Source organism: Winogradskyella sp. (genome assembly GCF_013042245.1).
GTDB lineage: Bacteria > Bacteroidota > Bacteroidia > Flavobacteriales > Flavobacteriaceae > Winogradskyella.
Map to the genome: position 1 here is coordinate 1 of NZ_JABDQL010000116.1, position 19,937 is coordinate 19,937.

General features: G+C 31.5%; 18 protein-coding genes. 17 read left to right on the plus strand and 1 reads right to left on the minus strand.

The genetic code is table 11. From position 1 onward, the window contains the following. Nucleotides 1–667 precede the first annotated feature (667 nt). Nucleotides 668–1,051 (minus strand): HU family DNA-binding protein, encoded by a 384-nt coding sequence (locus HKP48_RS08990; RefSeq protein WP_296345021.1) that lies wholly within the window; start codon nucleotides 1,049–1,051, stop codon nucleotides 668–670. A 764-nt stretch (nucleotides 1,052–1,815) separates the two neighbouring features. Between HKP48_RS08990 and HKP48_RS08995 the strand changes: the two genes are divergently transcribed. The 17 genes from HKP48_RS08995 (at nucleotide 1,816) to HKP48_RS09075 (ending at nucleotide 19,665) form a co-directional block, all read left to right on the plus strand. Continuing rightward, the gene (locus HKP48_RS08995) at nucleotides 1,816–3,087 is read left to right on the plus strand and encodes a nucleotide sugar dehydrogenase (RefSeq protein WP_296345023.1); all 1,272 of its coding nucleotides are present in this window, start codon (nucleotides 1,816–1,818) and stop codon (nucleotides 3,085–3,087) included. Between the two features lie 35 nt (nucleotides 3,088–3,122). Beyond that, the gene (locus HKP48_RS09000; RefSeq protein WP_296345025.1) at nucleotides 3,123–3,740 is read left to right on the plus strand and encodes a DNRLRE domain-containing protein; all 618 of its coding nucleotides are present in this window, start codon (nucleotides 3,123–3,125) and stop codon (nucleotides 3,738–3,740) included. 203 nt (nucleotides 3,741–3,943) lie between these two features. Further along, a complete protein-coding gene (locus HKP48_RS09005) occupies nucleotides 3,944–4,945 on the plus strand; it encodes a hypothetical protein (RefSeq protein WP_296345026.1) in 1,002 nt (333 codons plus the stop codon). Beyond that, on the plus strand, nucleotides 4,932–6,254 hold the full coding sequence (locus HKP48_RS09010) for an oligosaccharide flippase family protein (protein WP_296345027.1): 1,323 nt from the start codon (nucleotides 4,932–4,934) through the stop codon (nucleotides 6,252–6,254). The genes HKP48_RS09005 and HKP48_RS09010 overlap by 14 nt, the downstream gene beginning before the upstream one ends. 17 nt (nucleotides 6,255–6,271) lie before the next feature. Next, the gene (locus HKP48_RS09015) at nucleotides 6,272–7,525 is read left to right on the plus strand and encodes a hypothetical protein (RefSeq protein WP_296345029.1); all 1,254 of its coding nucleotides are present in this window, start codon (nucleotides 6,272–6,274) and stop codon (nucleotides 7,523–7,525) included. Nucleotides 7,526–7,547: 22 nt separating this feature from the next. Next, nucleotides 7,548–8,348, plus strand: coding sequence for a glycosyltransferase (locus HKP48_RS09020; protein ID WP_296345031.1), 801 nt, complete (start codon nucleotides 7,548–7,550; stop codon nucleotides 8,346–8,348). A 10-nt stretch (nucleotides 8,349–8,358) separates the two neighbouring features. Continuing rightward, nucleotides 8,359–8,784, plus strand: coding sequence for an adenylyltransferase/cytidyltransferase family protein (locus HKP48_RS09025; RefSeq protein WP_296345033.1), 426 nt, complete (start codon nucleotides 8,359–8,361; stop codon nucleotides 8,782–8,784). A 1-nt stretch (nucleotide 8,785) separates the two neighbouring features. Continuing rightward, the gene (locus tag HKP48_RS09030; protein WP_296345035.1) at nucleotides 8,786–9,610 is read left to right on the plus strand and encodes a hypothetical protein; all 825 of its coding nucleotides are present in this window, start codon (nucleotides 8,786–8,788) and stop codon (nucleotides 9,608–9,610) included. A 2-nt stretch (nucleotides 9,611–9,612) separates the two neighbouring features. Further along, a complete protein-coding gene (locus HKP48_RS09035) occupies nucleotides 9,613–10,437 on the plus strand; it encodes a LicD family protein (RefSeq protein WP_296345037.1) in 825 nt (274 codons plus the stop codon). An 18-nt stretch (nucleotides 10,438–10,455) separates the two neighbouring features. Beyond that, nucleotides 10,456–10,956 carry a metallophosphoesterase gene (locus HKP48_RS09040; RefSeq protein WP_296345039.1) on the plus strand — a complete coding sequence of 167 codons (501 nt, stop codon included), beginning with the start codon at nucleotides 10,456–10,458 and terminating at the stop codon, nucleotides 10,954–10,956. Between the two features lie 10 nt (nucleotides 10,957–10,966). Beyond that, a complete protein-coding gene (locus HKP48_RS09045; protein WP_296345042.1) occupies nucleotides 10,967–12,220 on the plus strand; it encodes an O-antigen ligase family protein in 1,254 nt (417 codons plus the stop codon). Nucleotides 12,221–12,233: 13 nt separating this feature from the next. Next, a complete protein-coding gene (locus HKP48_RS09050) occupies nucleotides 12,234–12,797 on the plus strand; it encodes a sugar transferase (RefSeq protein WP_296345082.1) in 564 nt (187 codons plus the stop codon). Between the two features lie 2 nt (nucleotides 12,798–12,799). After that, the gene (locus tag HKP48_RS09055) at nucleotides 12,800–13,927 is read left to right on the plus strand and encodes a DegT/DnrJ/EryC1/StrS family aminotransferase (protein ID WP_296345044.1); all 1,128 of its coding nucleotides are present in this window, start codon (nucleotides 12,800–12,802) and stop codon (nucleotides 13,925–13,927) included. Nucleotides 13,928–13,996: 69 nt separating this feature from the next. Then, a complete protein-coding gene (locus tag HKP48_RS09060; RefSeq protein WP_296345046.1) occupies nucleotides 13,997–15,952 on the plus strand; it encodes a nucleoside-diphosphate sugar epimerase/dehydratase in 1,956 nt (651 codons plus the stop codon). Between the two features lie 7 nt (nucleotides 15,953–15,959). Then, entirely contained in the window at nucleotides 15,960–17,258 is a 1,299-nt protein-coding gene (locus HKP48_RS09065; protein ID WP_296345048.1) for a UDP-glucose/GDP-mannose dehydrogenase family protein, read from the plus strand. After that, nucleotides 17,258–18,253 (plus strand): UDP-glucuronic acid decarboxylase family protein, encoded by a 996-nt coding sequence (locus tag HKP48_RS09070; protein WP_296345050.1) that lies wholly within the window; start codon nucleotides 17,258–17,260, stop codon nucleotides 18,251–18,253. The genes HKP48_RS09065 and HKP48_RS09070 overlap by 1 nt, the downstream gene beginning before the upstream one ends. Nucleotides 18,254–18,255: 2 nt before the next feature. Continuing rightward, on the plus strand, nucleotides 18,256–19,665 hold the full coding sequence (locus tag HKP48_RS09075; protein ID WP_296345053.1) for an exopolysaccharide biosynthesis polyprenyl glycosylphosphotransferase: 1,410 nt from the start codon (nucleotides 18,256–18,258) through the stop codon (nucleotides 19,663–19,665). Nucleotides 19,666–19,937 lie beyond the last annotated feature (272 nt).

Here is a 19,937-nt window from a genome sequence, read left to right on the forward strand (position 1 = left end):
CGCTCGAACTAGCATTTTTGTGTAAGTATTTGATTAACGCAGCCCCACATTCCATATCGAGCGACAGTCGAGATATCATTTGTATTCTGAGCTCCCCAAGCGTTCTCGACTCCCGCTCGAACTGGCATTTTTGGCACGTATTTGATTAAAACAACCTTTTTTAATATCGAGCGACAGTCGAGATACCTCAAGCGTTCTCGACTCTCGCTCGAACTGGCAGGTGGTTAAGTATTAGAAAGAGAGCCTCCTAAATTCCATATCGAGCGACAGTCGAGATATCATTTGTATTCTGAGCTCCCCAAGTGTTCTCGACTCCCGCTCGAACTGGCATTTTTGGCACGTATTTGATTAAAACAACCTTTTTTAATATCGAGCGACAGTCGAGATATCATGCATTCTCTGAGCTCCCCAAGCGTTCTCGACTCCCGCTCGAACTAGTAGGTGGTTAAGTATTAGAAAGAGAGCCTCCCACATTCCATATCGAGCGAGAGTCGAGATATCAAAACCTACCGCATGCAATAATCATCCCATACGGATGCGTTGGAAAGCGCCCCCTGATGCAGCAAATAGTGCATCCGGTAGCGTTTGTTGCCAGCTAAAAAAACAAAAAAAACCCTGCGCCACCATGAGGTGTGTGCAGGGTTCTAAATACTATGACGGCAGGCCTCTAACTCACGCGTGCAAACTTCAGAACTTTTAACATGTTCTTCAGTTTTACGGAGGGTCTAAAGAGTACCCGTCCTTTAGTAATCCCATCGGCAGAGACGGCTTCTGGGCTATCATAGCCGTTAGAGCTTATGCTCACCTGAAAATTACCCAAACGGCCCAAGCGCACAATACGCCCTTGACGAAGCTCTCTAATAATATTCACTTCAAGGATATTCAGTGCCGCCAGGCAATCCGTGGTAGAGAGTGCCGATTGCTCGGAAATCATTTCTGCTAAAGTTTCAAAATCCACACTCCCATTAGGGACCACTGCGGCATAATATTTTGCAGGGGCAACCAGGTCCTGCGGATTTTTTCTCGGTTGCGATTTATAATTTATTGCCATTGTTACAATATTAAAAAAATACAGCATTTAAAATAGGCTGCTGTATGGACGCCTTGTTGTTACGCCTTTATACGCGGTGGGTGGGACCACCTTGTCTGTTGCGTTTATAACAGTACAACTGCAGAGCTATGGCTCTCAGGCGGAGTTGTATATACCTAAGTCATAATGGGTGTCGGCAGCAAAGAGGCGACTTGCTTTTTAAAAATTTAACTAATTTTTTTTGGCAAGCTCAAGGGTGGAATGTAATTTTAACGTCGCTAAACAAACTACGCACACCCTGAGTGTTGCCGGTTTTTTAAAAAAGTCTTAGACCGCCTACTGTGTTCTAAGGCTTTTTTCATTATGACCAAAGATAATACACAAGCACTAAATTTACATACAAAGTTATCAACATTCATACACATAAAAGACGTTTTAAACCACCTGTTTTTAACCAAACACAATTTAACCACCACTACCCTGTAAGCCCTATAAAAGCTCTTAAAAAGACGTTTATATTGATTGGCCTTACTTTAGAAAAAATACCGAATGCCCATACGCTAACTGCGTTTTTGTTTATAAGCTATAACACTAAGGCCACGTATTTTTAACCTCTTCCTTAAGACCTTAGCTATATTTTGGGGTGATAAAGGCTTAAAAATTAACTGAATTATACCCTACATCATTTTAATTTTACGACCTTTGTTAAATTAATTTTTTTAAGCATACGCAACGGGATGGCGTTAGGTTAAAAAGAATTTACTCCTTAGCAATGGATTATAGACATGAGTCATAAGATAGCCATAATAGGTTTAGGCTATGTAGGCCTTCCGTTAGCAGTTGAATTTGTAAAAAAATATCAGGTCGTTGGATTTGATATTAACCAAGATAGAGTACACGAACTTAACCAAGGCCACGATAGCACACTAGAAGTTAACGACCATGAGTTATCTAAAGTTTTAGACGTAAACGAAAAGGTTGGTTTGAAACTCTCTTGTGACGTCAATGACATCAAGGATTCTAACATTTATATAGTAACTGTACCAACTCCAGTAGATAGAAATAAGAGACCTATTTTAACACCACTTGTAAAAGCCTCAGAAACAGTAGGAAAGATTCTAAAACAAAATGACATTGTTATATACGAGTCAACGGTATATCCGGGAGTTACGGAAGACGAATGTGTCCCGGTACTAGAAAAGTATAGTGGCCTTAAATTTAATGTAGATTTTTTCTGCGGTTACTCTCCAGAGAGAATCAACCCTGGAGATAAAAAACATACAGTTGCCAATATAAAGAAGGTGACATCGGGTTCAACACCAAAAATTGGAAAAATAGTTGATGACCTATATAAATCAATAATAACAGCAGGAACTCACTTAGCTCCAACGCTTAAGGTTGCAGAGGCATCAAAAGTTATAGAAAATGCACAAAGAGATGTTAACATAGCTTTTGTTAACGAGTTGGCAATTATATTCAATAAATTGGGCATTGATACACATGATGTTCTTGAGGCAGCAGCTACAAAATGGAATTTTTTACCATTTAAACCAGGCTTAGTTGGAGGTCATTGCATTGGAGTTGACCCATTTTATTTAGCCAAGAAAGCACAAGAGGCAGGCTATTATTCTGAAATTATTTTAGCAGCAAGAAGACTAAATGATAGCATGGCGGAATTTGTAGCAACAGAGATTTTAAAATTAATGGTCAAAAATAATATCAATCCAAATGCTGCAAATATTTTAATGCTAGGTTTTACATTTAAAGAGAACTGCTCTGATATAAGAAACACAAAAGCTATTGATTTGTATAATTCACTCTCACAATACAATTCAATAGTACACGTTTATGATCCAAAAGCAAATAGAGAAGAAGTTAAATCATGTTATGATATCGAATTACTACCAGAATTAGTAAAATTTTACGATGTTATTATTTTAGTTGTAGGGCATAGCGAATTTTTAGAATTAGACTTAGGAAAACTTAGAACTGAAAATAGTTTTGTTTATGATGTCAAGGGAATTCTTCCTAAAAATATCATAGAAAACAGACTTTAAAGAGAGTTTATTTAATTAGTTGCAAGCTTTATTATATGATTAAAAAACAAAACCACATACTCATAGTCACTTTATTTTTACTGTTAGGTTGCGGAAAGGAAAGTAAATACTGGTCATTTAGACCAAATGAAAACACAGGTAAGGATGCAATAATTTCTGCTGGAAATCCGAAGGAAAACTTTGCTACATCAGCTAATTTGCATATGCTATCTTTATCAGTAAATGACTCCATACCTAACGATCAAAGGTTTTTATTAAGATTTGGATTTAGAACAATTCCAGAAAATACCGTCATAGATTCTGCATTTATATATCTTTTTGCATTGGAGGCTGGCCACTTAGGGAAAAATAATTCTTTTGTAACTTATGAAATTGATGAGTTTTGGATAACTAAAGAGGTTAATTGGGAAAACCAACCATCAATAAGACAAAACACTAGACGTGAATACGAAGCTCCTAAAGACAAAAATCAAAATTATAAAATTGATGTTACAGACTTTGTAAACGATGTACTAAGAAAAAAAATAGAAAACCATGGATTTCTTTTTAGGTTGGAAGATGAGAAAAAATCATATAAGGGTTTAAAATTTCATTCAAGTAACAGCAAAACAGAAAAACTTAGACCTAAACTAGAAGTTTTCTATAAAGAATAGCGCTTTTTTACTTAATGGATAAATCTATAAATCACATAGTGCTAAGAAATTTTTTATTTAACTTCATTTTAATAATTTTTTTATCATATGATTTTATTGTAAAAGTGATAGTAGATTTTTATGAATATAAATTACTCTATAATTACGTTATTGTTTTTAAAGTTATAGTAATGTTCATATTACTATTAGAAATTAAACTTAAAATGATAAAAATTGAATTATTAATTCCTGTCATCTTTTTATCTATAGCATATTTAGTAACACAATTATCATCACATCAGGTTTTGAATGCAGAGGATATAAAGTTTAATGGTTATTACTTTATAAGTAGTACTTTTTCAATACTGTTTTTAATTTATTTAAAGCAGAAACACCAAAACTTAAATATAGAAAAAGTAGTAAACAGCTTTTTAGTTTTTATGATAATTAACTCAATTTGTGTAATAATAGGATATTTTTTCGAAATTGATTTTTTTGAGTCTTACTTTAGAGGTAATAGGTTTGGTTATTCGGGTATGTTATTATATCATCATGAGATTGGATATGTTTTTTTTATAGCAATTATGTTGGCATATTACAAATTAACTAAGAAAATAACACTTTTCAATCTACTAAGCTTTTCTTCGATTTTTTTATCCTCATTTTTATTTGGAACAAAAAAAACTGTTTTCTTCTCGTTATTTTTTGTTGCTTTTTTGTTTGTAAAACACCTCAGTAATTACAAATCGGTTATTTCGATTAGTTCAATAGCATTAGTTCTCGGTTTGTTTTTTCGTAACACACTATTAAATATATATAATGCATATCACGAAATGTTTTATTCTATTTACCTAAAGGATGGATTTTGGAGCTCATTTTTATCACATAGGAACAATCTCTTAATAGAGAAATATATTCCCTATTTTATTGATGAAAAAGGCTTTAAATCGTTATTTTTTGGGTTTCCATTGTTTAATAATCACAGATCTGAATTAGAGTTTTTTGATTTATTTTTATTTTTTGGAATATTTGGCCTAGTGGCCTATTATTTTTATTTTAAATTGCTTCTTAAAAATAAAAGTAAAACTTCTTTTTTTTTAGTATTGTGTTTATTGTTTGGGTCACTATTTTCTGGTAATTTGTTAGCAAGCGCTAATGTAATGACTCTACTGATTTTAACGATATACTATATAAACCAAAACCCAAAGACTTATGAGGGCTATTAAAGATGGTATTTATGCTACACTCGATGTTGTTTTTGCACCAATTCTTTTAGTTGTAGCGACACCAATTTTTATTAGTCAAGTTGGTATAGAGCAGTATGGCTTATGGATACTAATAAATAGTATTTTAGCATCTTTATCAATTTTTAATTTTGGAATAAACGAGACTATAATCAAATTTATTTCAGAGGCTAAAAGTAACGCTAATTACAATGAACAACAGAAAATACTAAGCTCTATATTAGTCTTTTTAATACTCCTCGCTACATTAGTATTAGGCTTGTACTATATATTTTATTTTATAAACTCTTTCACTGAATTTTTTAAGTTTAACGAAGTCCTTAAGATACTACCCTATGCAATTCCACTGTTTTTTATAAAGCAAATTGAACAAGCACTGTTTGCACTTCATAAATCTCATGAAAATTTCAAACAACTAGCAAAGCAATCTTTTATTTCTAAATTTATATTATACAGTACCCAAATCATCGCAGTTTATATTTTCTCGCAAGTAGACTTAGTGTTCTTAATGTCATCAATATTCGCTTTTATTTATTTGATTATCCAGTTTCTTATATTGAAAAAAAAATACGGACCTATTTTTCATTTTAAGTTTGCTAGTTACAAAAAATTTAAAAGCATGTTAGATTATAGTAAATGGGCTTGGTTTTCTAGCACAATATTAATTTTTAATGCCCATGTAGACAAGTGGATTGTTAGTGCGTTGTTGGGACTTAAGTTCTTTGCCTATTATGCTATAGGAGTTTCTGTATTAAATCAACTAAAAACAATTTTAACGGCCTCCGTTTCATGGATTTTCCCTAGAATTTCAGGAAATCAAGTTTCTTATTCTAATCAAGCAAAATCTCATTTACATCTTACTATCTTTGTTTCTTTTGCAGGATTATTTGTAAGTTTTTTTTTAGAAAAAATAGATTTTTTCTTTTTGAGATGGTTAGGGTCAGAAACTTTTCAGAACAGTAAAGTATTATTACACACCTTTTTGTTGTTATTGCCTGTCTGGTTAATGTCTTCTGCTTCCTACTATTACCTTTTAGGTTTAGGGATTGTAAAAAGGAAATTTTTTATAGACTTAATGGTGTTAATTTTAAGAGTTTCAGTAGCATTCATTGCAATTTTGAGTCTTAATTTTAAGAGTTGGCCAGTACTTTTTGTTATACCAATTTTATTCGAAGTAATGTTGTATGTACTAGCTATTAATAAAAAGGTTAAATTAAATATAGGATACTTTTCTTTATTAGTAATTCTTAACTTAACAATACTAACACTACGTTACTTAAATGTACTATAATTATATAAATAGTTTTGATGTATAGGGAAATTAAAGGTTTTAATGTTTTAGCAAGTTTAGTAGTTGCGTTATTTTTTTTCCCTTCAATAACCTTTGGAACCCTTGAGGCAGAAGTTTTCCCGTGGGGTATAATTCTATCTTTATTGATATTGATAAAGCAAAGAAAGATTAATGTGTATTACTTGTTCTTTTTATTAATACTGCTTATTAATATTTTATACTCTACAATTATATATTTTGGAGAGTTAAAGATTCCAGAAGTTATAAGATCAATTTTTGCTTACTTAAATAGTAGTTTATGTTTAGTGGTTTTTTATCAAGCGTCAGAAACATCTACTTTAAAGACTTTGAAATTAGTAAAAAAACTATTTCAATTCCTATTAATACTCGGTTTACTTCAATTTTCTGGAATCATTACATTTTTAGATCCTGTTTTTAAATTTTTGATACCTAGAGCTAGCTCAGAGTCCCTTTCGTATGTTTCTCGAGGGGTTACATTGCTAGCTACAGAACCCGCTAGAGCTGGTGTTAGTATTACTTTTTTTTACATAGCTGTAAGAACGGTATTTTTAAAAAGTAATAAGACCTATTATGACATAGCTTTTTTAGTGTTTTTAACTATTGTTTTAAAATCTATAATGGCGCTTGGTGTATACACAGTATTTATACTATTAGTTTATAGGATGAAGTTGCTTAAAGTATTAATTATTGTTTTTGTTTTGGCTGTCTTTGTTGATGTTTTCGGAGGAGGAGGAAGAGCATTCAAAATGATAGAAAAGATAAAAAATCAAGAGAGTTTATCGGATGCTACAATGGTAGTCGTTGATTTAGCAGGGCCAAGGTTAATTTCAATTTACTCTTCATGGTTATATAGCACCCATAATCCTTTGGGTGGTGGTATAGGTTATTGGAGAACGACATCTGTTGATGCATTAAACATGACTGGTGTGGATTTTTCAAAAATCAATTATTTCAAATTTAAAGGCAATTCTAAAGCGGTCGCAACCAGATCGAGTGGTTATATATCTAACCTCGTACTTGACACTGGGATTATTGGAGTATTAATTTTTATGCTATTCTTATATGCCATTTTTAATAGATTTTGGAAAAACGGTAGAGATTCTCAAAATGTTATTTTAATTTTTATGTTTAAAATATTATTTATAGGTTCCGTAGGACCTCCAGATGCATGGATTTTAAGTATAATTGCATTAAAATATTTAGATTACAATAGAATGAATAATAATTCTTTAATTTCAAATAATGAATAGTTTACCAAATTTTTCAGTCTCTATGTCAGTTTATAAAAACGATAATCCAGATCATTTTTATAAAGCTATTCAAAGTGTGGTTAATCAAACGATAGTTCCAAATGAAATAATAGTTGTTGTCGATGGACCTATTCCTAATAATACAGAACAAATATTATCTCAGTTTGCAACTGAAAATGACTTTGTAAGAGTTGTTAAGTTAGAAAAAAATATGGGGCACGGCTATGCAAGAAATATTGGATTGCAAAAAAGCTCTTACGAATATGTAGCCTTAATGGATAGTGACGATATTTGTTTAGAAAATAGATTTGAACTTCAGCTTAATTTTTTTGAGCAGAATAAAGATATAAGTATTTTAGGAGGTACTATTGAAGAATTCTCTAAAGAAACGGACATTAATTTATCAAAAAGAAAACTCCCCGAAACTGATGCTGAACTAAAAAAATACATGAAATATAGATGCCCATTTAATCAAATGAGCGTTATGTTTAAAAAAGCAGACGTAATAAAAGCGGGAGGCTATATAGACTGGTTTTGCAACGAAGACTATTATCTATGGATAAGAATGGCACTTAAAAATTATAAGTTTCATAATCTTCAGCAAACGCTTTTAAAAGTTAGAACAAACGAAAACTTTTACAAAAGAAGAGGTGGTTTTAAGTATTTTAAGAGTGAAGCTAAGATTCAAAAGTTGATGTTCTCAAAAGATATCATATCTTTGCCCGTTTTTTTATATAATGTATCAATTAGGTTTATTGTACAAGTATTGCTAACTGAGAGGTTAAGGAAGTATTTTTTTAAAACCTTTACTAGATCGAACTAAAATTAAAGTAATGAAAAAGAATATTGTAGGTTATACAGCAGGAGTTTTTGATATGTTTCATGTAGGTCATTTAAACATATTAAAACAAGCAAAAGAGAACTGTGGCTATTTAATAGTGGCTGTTAGTCCTGATGAATTAGTATATTCATATAAAGGAAAAAAACCAATTATTTCTCTAGAGGATAGAATGGAAATTATTAAAGCCATTAAGTATGTTGACGAAGTGGTTATACAATATGATAGAAATAAGGTGAATGCATTTCATAAATATAAATTTGATGTCATGTTTGTTGGGGACGATTGGAAAGGAAACGATTTATTCGAAGAAGTTGAAAAAGAACTGATAAAGTATGGAAGTAGAGTGCATTTCTTCTCTTACACGAATAAAGTATCTTCAACCAAACTAAGATCCATTCTTAAAGAAGAAATAAAATAATATGCAGTTTACCTACAAACAACTACATAAAATTTGCAAAACAGTTGTAGAAATTAAAGACACTATTACTGCAAATAAAATTTTAGACAACAATACTACTGAAGCCGATTGGGTGGTTTTTAAGCACGATGTAGAAACCAACGTGTCTAGAGCCCTTAAAATGGCTAGAATTGAAGCGCAGTATGGTATTACGGCAACTTACTATGTGCAGGGCTATCTTTTAAAAGACAATGTTGCCTTATTAAAAGAAATAGCCAAGTTGGGGCATGAGGTGACTTACCATTATGATGTATTGGACGCCAACAATGGTGATTATATAAAAGCAAGAGAAGAATTTGTAGATTTTGTTAATGCCTTTGAGGTTAATGGTTTTAATATTGAAACACTTTGTCCGCATGGAAACCCACTCATGATAAGAAATGGGTGGAACTCCAACAAAGATTTTTTTAGAAATGATGAAATCTCAAAAGAGTTTAGTCACATGTTAGACATAGTTGTGGATTTACCAAAAACTTTAGTTTCCGAATATAAATATATTTCAGATGCAGGGTTTAAGTTTCAAATTATAGCAAATGTAGAAGATAACGACATTAATAATGGTGAAGATATTCATATTAAATCCCTCGAAAACTTTGTTGAGATTTTAAAAGAGAATAAAAAGGTGATTTTTAGTACGCATCCTCATAGGTGGAAAACATGTAGTATATCTGCTGTAATTAATAAATCCAAGTTCAAATTTATTAGAAGCGTTGCTTTATTGGTGTCTAAAAACAAGGCTATTAAAAAGTTTTTGAGTAAGTTCTACTTTTTAGCAAAAAAAATATAGCCATGACAGATGAAGAACTTCAAGGTATACACTCAAAAATACTGGTAATTGCAGAGTATTTCGACACATTTTGCAAAGAAAACGGTATAGAATACTATTTAATGGGAGGCACTGCTTTAGGAGCCATAAGACATAAAGGTTTTATTCCGTGGGATGATGATTATGATACTTTTATGGACTATAAAAACTATGCAAAGTTTAAAAAAATAGCCAAAGAAAAGTTAGATACTAAAAAGTATTATTTTCAAGAAGAAGATACGGAGGAGTTTCCTCTTTTTTTTAGTAAAGTAAGAATGCACAACACAACTTACATTGAAAAAGATGTAATTGGAAGAAATATGCACCATGGCTTGTTTTTAGACGTAATGTGCCTAAACAACACATACAAAAACAAAACATTAAGATATTTACAATACTTAGCGGCTAGAATAATTAATGCAAAGGCACTTGAGGAAAAAGGTTATATAACCACAAGCAGAAAGAAAATAATAATTCTTAAAATAGCAAAACACTTAATAACCAAAAGGATAAAAAGAAGTTTGCTTAAATTTATAAGACGATTAAACAATAAAGAAACCAAATACATAGGGCATTTTTTTGGAAGGGCACCATTTAAAAGAACTTCTTTTAAAAGAAGTTTAATAGGAAGCGGTAAGCATGTTAAATTTGAATCTTTATCACTTCCTGTATTTACTAATGTAGAAGACTATTTAAAAGTTAGGTACGGTGATAGATTTATGGAGCTGCCTTCAGAGAAAGTTAAAAGTCAATATCCGTCTCACGCCTATATTGTAGATTTAGAGAACTCATTCGAAAAATATTTATAAAAGTAATAAGCTGTATTTATGAAAATTGGAATTTATTCTGACATACACGATAATATTTCAAATTTAGAAAAGACTCTTCAATATTTCAAAAACAATGCTATTGAGCATACGTTTTTTTGTGGTGATTTTTGTTCGCCAATCCCGGCAAAAGTAATTGGTAATAGCGGCATTATAACACATTGTGTTTTTGGTAATGGTGATGGTGATCGGTATACTATAAAAAACCTTGCTTTTAATCAGTTTAAAAACCTAAAACTTAACAATGAATATGCAGTTATAGAACTGAATAATAAGAAAATAGCGATGACGCATTATCCGTTTTATGCAAATTCACTTGCAAGAACAGGCGACTACAACTTGGTGTTGTGCGGTCACACACACGAAGCTAAAGTTGAGCAGATAAAGGAAACATGGCTTATTAACCCAGGTGAAGTTATGGGTTGGAAAGGAAATGCCTCTTTTGTTGTGTTCGATTTTAAAAAAAACAGTGTAGAGGTTATTAAGATTGACGATTTATAATTTGTAGTTAATGGACAGTCGTGAATCAAAAATCATCAATAAAACACCTTATACCTTCCTTGTTTTATTAGCATTTTTACCATTATTAAATGTAAACACATTATCCATATTAATATTTCTGTTTTATTTTTTTGCGATAGTTTTTAGAACCAAAATAATAAAAGAAAATTTTCAAAAGATAGGTTTTAAACCATTAATTATTAATGTGTTATTTTACATCCCATTAATAGTTTCATTAACATACACCCCGGTAATAAATAAAGGCTTAGATGTTATTGTGAGAGAAATCTCCTTTCTTTTAATGCCATTAGTTTTATTTTATTCCCTTAAAACCTCCAAAAAACTATTAAAAACACTTTCGTTTATTTTTATATTATCTAATACCTTGGTGGTAATCTATCTCTCACTTAAACTAAATCTTTTTGGTGTTTTTCTAGATAATCCATCAGAGTTTTTTAATCAACGTTTTTATATAGACATTGTAAAAGAAGATTATAAAGATTGGCACCCGACATATATTGGTTTAAATAATTTAGTTTCGACATTAATACTTTTAAATTATATCTTCAAAACATCCAAAGTAAAACACAAAACATTTGCGATAATCATTGTTTTTGTGTTTTTGGTTTTCTCTCTAATATTAAATTCTAGAGTAATTTTCTTCATTAACTTGATAATTTTGCCATTATTTGTAATACTAAAACTTAAAAAGATAAAGTATAAAATAGTTACTGTAGCCATTGGATTTATTGCATTACTTTTACTGTTTAATATTTCAAAAACTAATAGATTAGGGCGAATTTTTATTGAACCTATAAATAAAGATGTTGAAAGCGTGAGTTTTAAAAAACTATTTGGGGTAAGGTATGCTATTCAAGAGTGTAGTTTAGAGCTAATATCTGACAAACCTATTCTGGGTTATGGTGTGGGTTATGAGAAAGTGTTATTGCCAATATATTGCTTAGAAATCAAAAACTTTAAAAATCAATACCTTAATAATAATTATAGTTCACACAGTGTTTATTTGTTTTTGTTGTTTTCGGCAGGAATACTTGGACTTCTACCCTTTCTGTTTTTAATGTCAAATAACCTAGTCTTAAGTATAAAAAAAAGAGATTTAATGTATGCCTCAATACTGATTATTTTTACACTTGTTTTTCTTACAGAAAACTACTTTATTAGGATTAATGGTATTTTGTTATTTTCTTTTTTAAATAGTCTCTATTACCAAAAAAACTCAAAATACATTGAAAAAGAGAAATAAAATCGTAAAAAGGATGTTTGACTTAACATTGTCGTTTATTGGTCTAATTTGTTTTGGATGGCTTATTGTAATAACTGCTGTAATAGCTTGGTTAGACACTGGTTTAAGTGGGTTTTTTATGCAAAAAAGAGTAGGACAACATGGTAAACTGTTTAAGGTTTTTAAACTCAGAAGTATGAAAAAAGTTGAGGGTGTTACCACAACAGTTTCAACATCTCATGATCCAAGAATTACAAAAATTGGAAATTTTTGGCGTAAATCCAAGATGGATGAATTACCTCAATTAATTAATGTGTTTTTAGGTCATATGAGTTTTGTTGGACCAAGACCAGATGTTGAAGGTTTTGCAGATAAATTAATAGGCGAGGATAGAATTATACTTTCAATAAAACCAGGTATAACAGGACCAGCTTCAATTCACTATAGGGATGAAGAGGTTATATTGGCTAGACAAAAAAATCCAGAAGATTATAACAAAAATGTAATTTGGCCAAAAAAAGTTGAAATAAATAAAGAATACATTAAAAACTACTCTTTATTAAACGATATTAAATATATAATAAAAACAGTATTGTAAATATGAACTCTAAAATATGGTTATCCTCTCCACACATGGGAGGTACTGAACAAAACTTTGTTAATGAAGCTTTTGAATCTAATTGGGTAGCACCTCTAGGTCCAAACGTTACAGGTTTCGAAAACGATTTAGAAGATTATTTAGAAGTAGAAAAACATGTTGCTGCTTTATCGTCTGGTACAGCAGCAATACATTTAGCATTAGTTCAATTAGGCGTTGGTTTAGAAGACGAGGTGCTTTGCCAAACCTTTACTTTTTGTGGGTCAGCCAATCCCATAATGTATCAAGGTGCAATACCCGTATTTGTTGATAGTGAGTACGAAACTTGGAATATGTGTCAAAACCACTTAGAGGCCGCAATTAAGGATCGTATTTCTAAAGGTAAAAAACCAAAAGCAATTATTTTGGTGCATTTGTATGGTATGCCATCAAAAATAGACGAGCTTCTAGAGGTATCTAAGCGTTACGAAATTCCGGTTATTGAAGATGCCGCAGAAGCTTTAGGGTCATCTTATAAAGGTCAAAAATGTGGAACATTTGGAGACTATGGTATTCTATCTTTTAATGGAAATAAAATCATAACAACATCAGGTGGTGGGGCAATGGTTTGTAATACAGAAGAACAAAAGAAACAAACCATCTTTTATGCCACGCAAGCCAGAGATAATGCGCCACATTACCAACACTCTAAAGTTGGCTACAATTACAGAATGAGTAATATTAGCGCTGGGATTGGAAGAGGGCAAATGGAAGTCTTAGATAAACATGTGGGCCTTAGACAGAAAATGAATAGCTTCTATCAAGATATTTTTAAGGATTTTGAAAACATTAAAGTTTTTAAAGAAACTAATCAAGATTGTATATCTAATCATTGGTTAAGTTGTATTACTATTGAAAATAAAGGAGGTTTTAGTAAAGAGGATTTACAAAAATCTATGGAAGCCAATAATATAGAAACAAGGCCACTGTGGAAACCAATGCATTTGCAACCTATATTTAAAGAGGCCCCATATTACGGCAATAATGAAAGCGAAACTTTATTTAAAAAAGGTGTTTGTCTACCAAGTGGTTCTAATTTAACAAATGATGATAGAACTAGGATTGCTGAGGTTGTTTCTAAGCTAGCGTAACATACGCAGGTTATATTTCGCTATTCCCATTATAATTAAGATATTTGTAATAAAGTAATCAATATCTTGATGTACAAAAAATTTAAGCAAGCATTATTCTTAGTACTTGAGTCCAGTAAAAAACGACTTAACTTTAAAAACATTGGTTATCTTCCTAGATGGGTAATATTAGCGTTTGATTCTTTAATTATCGTCATCTCATTGCTTGCCACTAAAATTATAGTTAGTAAGATTAGTAATCAAATTTTTGAGTTTAATTTCACCACAACAGAGTTAGTAATCATATCAGTAAACATTATCTTTTTTATATTGTATAGAACTTATGCGGGCTTAATTAGGCATTCTACATTTTTAGATGCCGTTAGGTTTCTAGTAGCTACAATATCAACTGTAATTGTAATTTTAGTTGTTTACTATATTTATTACCTATACAAATCAGCAGAGATAATTTTTATTCCGTCATTACTTATTTATTCTGTCATTTCTTTTTGTGGCCTATTTCTATTTAGAGTCGTTGTTAAGCAAGTGTTTGAAGTTTATATAAGCTCTAGTCAAAAAGAAGGTGAGATAAATGTCTTAGTATTTGGAACAGACGATAACGCTATTGGGATAGCTAGTGCATTAAAATCCAAAAAACCTCACCGATATAATGTATTAGGATTTATAGATAAAGGCGACAAAAACAAGAGTAAACAAATTCTAGGTTTACCAATAATTAATATAGAAAGAAATATAGCTGTGACTTTAAGAATATATAAAGCTCAAGCCTTAATTCTTGCCGATAAGGAGATAACAAAAAGAGAAACTGTAGCCATTATTGATAAATGCTTGGATTATAACTTAAAAGTATACCGAGCTCCTTTATTGTCGGACATAGAGGAGAATAAAAATATAACAAGTCAGATTGAGAAAATCCAGATTGAAGATATTTTAGAAAGAGATCCTATACAATTAGACAATAAGTTAGTTGCTAAGGAAATTTTTAATAAATGTGTTTTTGTCACTGGTGGTGCAGGCTCAATAGGAAGCGAAATAGTTAGGCAAGTCGCAGGATATAAACCCAAAATATTAATCATTATTGACCAGGCAGAATCTCCTCTTTATGATATACAACTCGAAATAAAAAATAACTTTCCGAAATTAAATTTTAAGGCTGTAATAAATGATATAAGAGATTTTAATAAAACAGAAATGTTATTTCAACAGAATAATCCAGATGTAGTTTTTCATGCGGCAGCTTATAAACACGTACCCTTAATGGAAAGTTATCCATACGAAGCTATATTTGCAAACGTGTTAGGCTCAAAAAACATTGCAGATTTATCACTAAAATACGATGCTGCAAAGTTTGTTATGGTATCTACAGATAAGGCTGTTAATCCAAGTAATGTCATGGGAGCTTCCAAACGTATCGCAGAAATATATGTACAGGCGCTTCAAGAATACACCAAGAAAGATTTAAAAAAGAATACAGGCTTTGTAACTACTAGGTTTGGTAATGTTTTGGGAAGTAATGGCTCAGTTGTTCCCTTGTTTAAAAAGCAAATAGAAAAAGGTGGCCCTTTGACAATAACACATCCAGATATCATCCGCTACTTTATGACTATTTCTGAAGCTTGTCAATTGGTAATTGAAGCTGGGGCTATGGGTAACGGAGGAGAGGTTTTTATCTTTGATATGGGTGAAGCTGTAAAAATAATAGACCTCGCAAAAAAAATAATCAGACTGGCAGGTTACACGCCAAATAAGGACATGCACATTAAGGTTATAGGCTTAAGACCAGGAGAAAAGTTATATGAAGAGTTGCTCAATGACAAATCATCAACTCTACCAACCTACAATGAGAAGATAATGATTGTAAAGGTAGAAACAGATGATTATAATAAAGTTTGTAAAGATATTTCTGAGCTTATCGACTTAGCATATACTCAAGACAAAGAAAATATTGTTTCAAAAATGAAAGAAATTGTTCCTGAATTTGTTAGTATGAATTCAGATTTTCAAAAATTAGATAAAAAGATATAGGCATAGAATGAATATAACCGTAGTAGGAACAGGATATGTAGGCCTTGTCACAGGAACATGCCTTGCAGAAACAGGGAATAACGTACTTTGCATTGATATAGATCAAAACAAGATAGAGCGCATGAAAAAAGGGGAGGTGCCTATTTATGAGCCTCACTTAGATGTTATTTTCGAGCGTAATATAAAGGCACAACGTCTTAGCTTTTCAACAGAGTTACAAGACGGCTTAGACCATGGCGAAATTATATTTCTAGCATTACCTACACCAGAAGATGAAGATGGTTCAGCAGATTTAAAATATGTCTTAGGCGTAGCGGAAGACATAGGAAAACGTATCAAAGAATATAAGGTGATAGTAGATAAAAGTACGGTTCCCGTAGGCACTTCAGAAAAAGTCAGAGCAGCCATTTTAAAACACACCCATATAGATTTTGATGTGGTCTCTAACCCAGAATTTCTAAGAGAAGGCTTTGCCGTTGATGATTTTCTAAAACCAGAGCGTATAATTATAGGCTCTAGTAGTAACCGTGCCACTGAAAAGATGCAAAGGCTTTATAAACCGTATGTGCGTTCTGGAAACCCAATTATTGTCATGGACGAAAAATCTGCTGAACTTACTAAATATGCTGCTAATGCATTCTTAGCAACAAAAATTACATTTATGAATGAGATTGCTAACTTCTGTGAAAAAGTTGGTGCAGATGTAGATAAAGTTAGAATTGGAATGGGTACGGATTCTAGAATTGGGAAACGTTTTTTGTTTCCCGGTATAGGTTATGGCGGCTCGTGTTTTCCAAAGGATGTAAAAGCGCTGCATAAATCGGGAAAAAATTCTGATTACGATTTTAAAATATTAGATGCCGTTATTAAAGTTAATGCTAAACAAAAGCTAGTTTTAATGCCTAAAATTAAATCCTATTTTAATAATGATTTAGTAGGGAAAAAAATTGCAGTTTGGGGATTAGCTTTTAAACCTGAAACAGATGATATTAGAGAAGCACCAGCTTTAGAAATGATTGATGCTTTATTGAAAGAAAAATGCAAAATAACAGCCTTTGATCCTGAAGCTATGTTTAATGTAAAAGGGAAATTAGGCAGTTCAATTAGTTTTGTAGACAATATGTACGATGCCACTAAAGATGCTGATGCACTTTTAATTTGTACAGAGTGGAGTATTTTTAGAACACCTGATTTTAAAAAACTCAAAACGTTGATGAACGGAAATGTCATCTTCGATGGAAGAAATCTTTATGATGTTGATGATGTTATAAACGAGGGCTTTAAATATTATTCTATCGGTAGATAATGAATAAAGATAAACGTGTTTTAATTACGGGTGCAGCAGGGTTTTTAGGCTCTCACCTTTGTGATAAATTTATAGCTGAAGGATTTTCTGTTATTGGAATGGATAATTTTATCACAGGAGATAAAAAGAACATTAGTCATTTATCAAGTCATCCAAATTTTAGCTTTATAGAACATGATGTAACGGAGTTTATTAAAATTGATGGAAATCTAGACTATATACTTCATTTTGCATCACCAGCAAGCCCCATAGATTATCTTAAAATTCCAATTCAGACTCTAAAAGTCGGTTCATTGGGGACTCATAATTTATTAGGTTTAGCAAAAGCGAAAGACGCTAGAATATTAATAGCATCAACTTCTGAAGTGTATGGAGATCCTTTGGTTCATCCACAACCTGAAACTTATTTTGGAAATGTTAATACAATAGGACCAAGAGGTGTCTATGATGAAGCCAAGCGTTTTCAAGAATCAATGACCATGGCGTATCATAGGTTTCACGGTTTAGAAGTAAGAATTGTAAGGATATTTAACACATATGGCTCAAGAATGCGACTAAATGATGGTCGTGTAATCCCTGCATTTATGGGTCAAGTTTTAAGAGGAGAAGATTTAACTGTTTTTGGAGACGGTACACAAACACGATCTTTCTGTTACGTCGACGACCAGATTGATGGTATATATAAGTTATTGTTTTCTGACTATGTATTCCCTGTTAATATTGGAAATCCATCCGAAACTACAATTTTAGAATTTTCTAAAGAAATTATTAAACTGGCTAACTCAAATCAAAAAATAGTTTTTAAACCACTACCCGTAGATGATCCTCTACAAAGACAGCCCGATATTAGTTTGGCAAAAAAACTATTAAATTGGGAGCCAAAAGTTTCTCAAGAAGAAGGTATGAGAATTACATTTAACTATTTTAAAAGTCTGAGTAAAGAGGAACTTTATAAAAAAGATCACAAGGACTTTTCAAGTTATAATAAGCGTTAATCATGAAATACATAAGAGGCAGATTTTCTTGGTTATTGAGGCCTGCTCTTATTGTTTTTGATTTATCGGTAATTATCTTTTTTGCCCCCTATTTTATTGACATAAAAACCTTTGAATTGCCTTATTGGTCTATAGGCTTCATAAAAAGTAAAGCTACTGTATTTGTAATATACTCTAGTATGTTATGGTTAATCTCAGCATATTCTATAAAGTTTTACAATGTCTATCGATATACCACGACCTTAAATATTTTTAGCTTGCTCTTCAAGCAATTTTTTCTCTTTTTTCTTATTGTTTTCGCATTTATTGGGTTTTACAGAAGTATAGAAATTGAGAAATCAACGATAATCAAATACTTGCTTTATAGCATGTCTGTAATTGCAATAATTAAGTATCTGACATTTTTTGGGCTTCGGACTTATAGAATATTTTTAAATGGAAATCAGAGACGTGTTTTAATAGTTGGAAAGACTAAAAGCGCCATGGAATTAAAAGATTTTTTCAAGGAAAAAGAAAAGTATGGTTATAATTTACTGGGTGTTTATGGTAATGATGGTTCTACTGGGCTTACAGGTAATATCAAAGATGCTATAGATTTTATTTCAAATTCTGATACGCTTGATGAGATATATTGTGCCATGGATGAGCTTTTAGAGGAGGAAATAAATACTTTTGTAAAATACTCGGAGCTAAATCAATTTAACATAAAGTTTATACCTAAGACTGCTAACTTTCTAAACAAGCGTTTAAAGGCTGATTTCTATAATTATCAGCCAGTATTGTCAATAGAACAAGTTTCGTTAAACAAGCCGTTTAACCGTGTCTTAAAACGTATATTTGACGTTGTGTTTTCCTTAGTTGTAATTGTGTTTATATTGTCTTGGGTAAGTGTCATTTTGTTTATTCTTATAAAGTTAGAATCCAAAGGGCCTCTGTTTTACAAACACAAACGAAACGGGATTAATTATAAAGAATTTGATTGTTACAAGTTTAGGTCTCTAAAAATAAGTTCATCAGAAGCGGAAACTTACGTCAAACAAAAAGACGACAGAGTCACTAAGATTGGTCGTTTTTTACGCAAAACGAGTATTGACGAGTTACCACAGTTTATCAATGTCCTTAAGGGTGAAATGTCTGTTGTTGGTCCACGACCGCACATGTTGGCTTACACTCAGGCCTATTCTAAAAAAATAGACACCTATAACTTCATTTTTAGACACAATGTAAAACCAGGGATTACAGGTTTAGCGCAAGTCAAAGGGTTTAGAGGAGAAATAAAATCAGATGAAGATATTGTTAACCGTGTAAAGTATGATATTTTCTATATCGAAAATTGGTCTATTCTGTTAGACTTAGACATCATAGGGCGTACGATAGTTTCAATCTTAAAGGGTGACGAAAACGCCTACTAAATAATGATATTTAATTTTTCAAGCTGCTTAGAACTATCAAAATGTTTTATTGCTGTTTTTTGAATTTTAGTTTTGAATTCCGAATTGAAATCAGAAATTTTGAATGTCCGTAATGAGTGCTTATTAAAATTTCAAACTCATTCTGTCACATTGAGTACTTCGACCTCGCTCGAAAATACAGAAAATCAGATTTATTTTTAGCTTATGATAGTTAGCGTATATATAATAAAGGAATAAGGTTTACGTAAATTAATTGTTTTTTAAGCGTAAAA

Excerpts from the sequence above, each read along its gene's own strand:
- HKP48_RS09000 (WP_296345025.1), top strand. The coding sequence starts at position 3,123 with ATGATTAAAAAACAAAACCACATACTCATAGTCACTTTATTTTTACTG.
- HKP48_RS09070 (WP_296345050.1), top strand. The coding sequence starts at position 17,258 with ATGAATAAAGATAAACGTGTTTTAATTACGGGTGCAGCAGGGTTTTTA.
- HKP48_RS09015 (WP_296345029.1), top strand. The coding sequence starts at position 6,272 with ATGTATAGGGAAATTAAAGGTTTTAATGTTTTAGCAAGTTTAGTAGTT.
- HKP48_RS09035 (WP_296345037.1), top strand. The coding sequence starts at position 9,613 with ATGACAGATGAAGAACTTCAAGGTATACACTCAAAAATACTGGTAATT.
- HKP48_RS09060 (WP_296345046.1), top strand. The coding sequence starts at position 13,997 with ATGTACAAAAAATTTAAGCAAGCATTATTCTTAGTACTTGAGTCCAGT.
- HKP48_RS09025 (WP_296345033.1), top strand. The coding sequence starts at position 8,359 with ATGAAAAAGAATATTGTAGGTTATACAGCAGGAGTTTTTGATATGTTT.
- HKP48_RS09030 (WP_296345035.1), top strand. The coding sequence starts at position 8,786 with ATGCAGTTTACCTACAAACAACTACATAAAATTTGCAAAACAGTTGTA.
- HKP48_RS09045 (WP_296345042.1), top strand. The coding sequence starts at position 10,967 with ATGGACAGTCGTGAATCAAAAATCATCAATAAAACACCTTATACCTTC.
- HKP48_RS09065 (WP_296345048.1), top strand. The coding sequence starts at position 15,960 with ATGAATATAACCGTAGTAGGAACAGGATATGTAGGCCTTGTCACAGGA.
- HKP48_RS09050 (WP_296345082.1), top strand. The coding sequence starts at position 12,234 with ATGTTTGACTTAACATTGTCGTTTATTGGTCTAATTTGTTTTGGATGG.
- HKP48_RS09040 (WP_296345039.1), top strand. The coding sequence starts at position 10,456 with ATGAAAATTGGAATTTATTCTGACATACACGATAATATTTCAAATTTA.
- HKP48_RS08995 (WP_296345023.1), top strand. The coding sequence starts at position 1,816 with ATGAGTCATAAGATAGCCATAATAGGTTTAGGCTATGTAGGCCTTCCG.
- HKP48_RS09075 (WP_296345053.1), top strand. The coding sequence starts at position 18,256 with ATGAAATACATAAGAGGCAGATTTTCTTGGTTATTGAGGCCTGCTCTT.
- HKP48_RS09020 (WP_296345031.1), top strand. The coding sequence starts at position 7,548 with ATGTCAGTTTATAAAAACGATAATCCAGATCATTTTTATAAAGCTATT.
- HKP48_RS09005 (WP_296345026.1), top strand. The coding sequence starts at position 3,944 with ATGATAAAAATTGAATTATTAATTCCTGTCATCTTTTTATCTATAGCA.
- HKP48_RS09010 (WP_296345027.1), top strand. The coding sequence starts at position 4,932 with ATGAGGGCTATTAAAGATGGTATTTATGCTACACTCGATGTTGTTTTT.
- HKP48_RS09055 (WP_296345044.1), top strand. The coding sequence starts at position 12,800 with ATGAACTCTAAAATATGGTTATCCTCTCCACACATGGGAGGTACTGAA.
- HKP48_RS08990 (WP_296345021.1), bottom strand. The coding sequence starts at position 1,051 with ATGGCAATAAATTATAAATCGCAACCGAGAAAAAATCCGCAGGACCTG.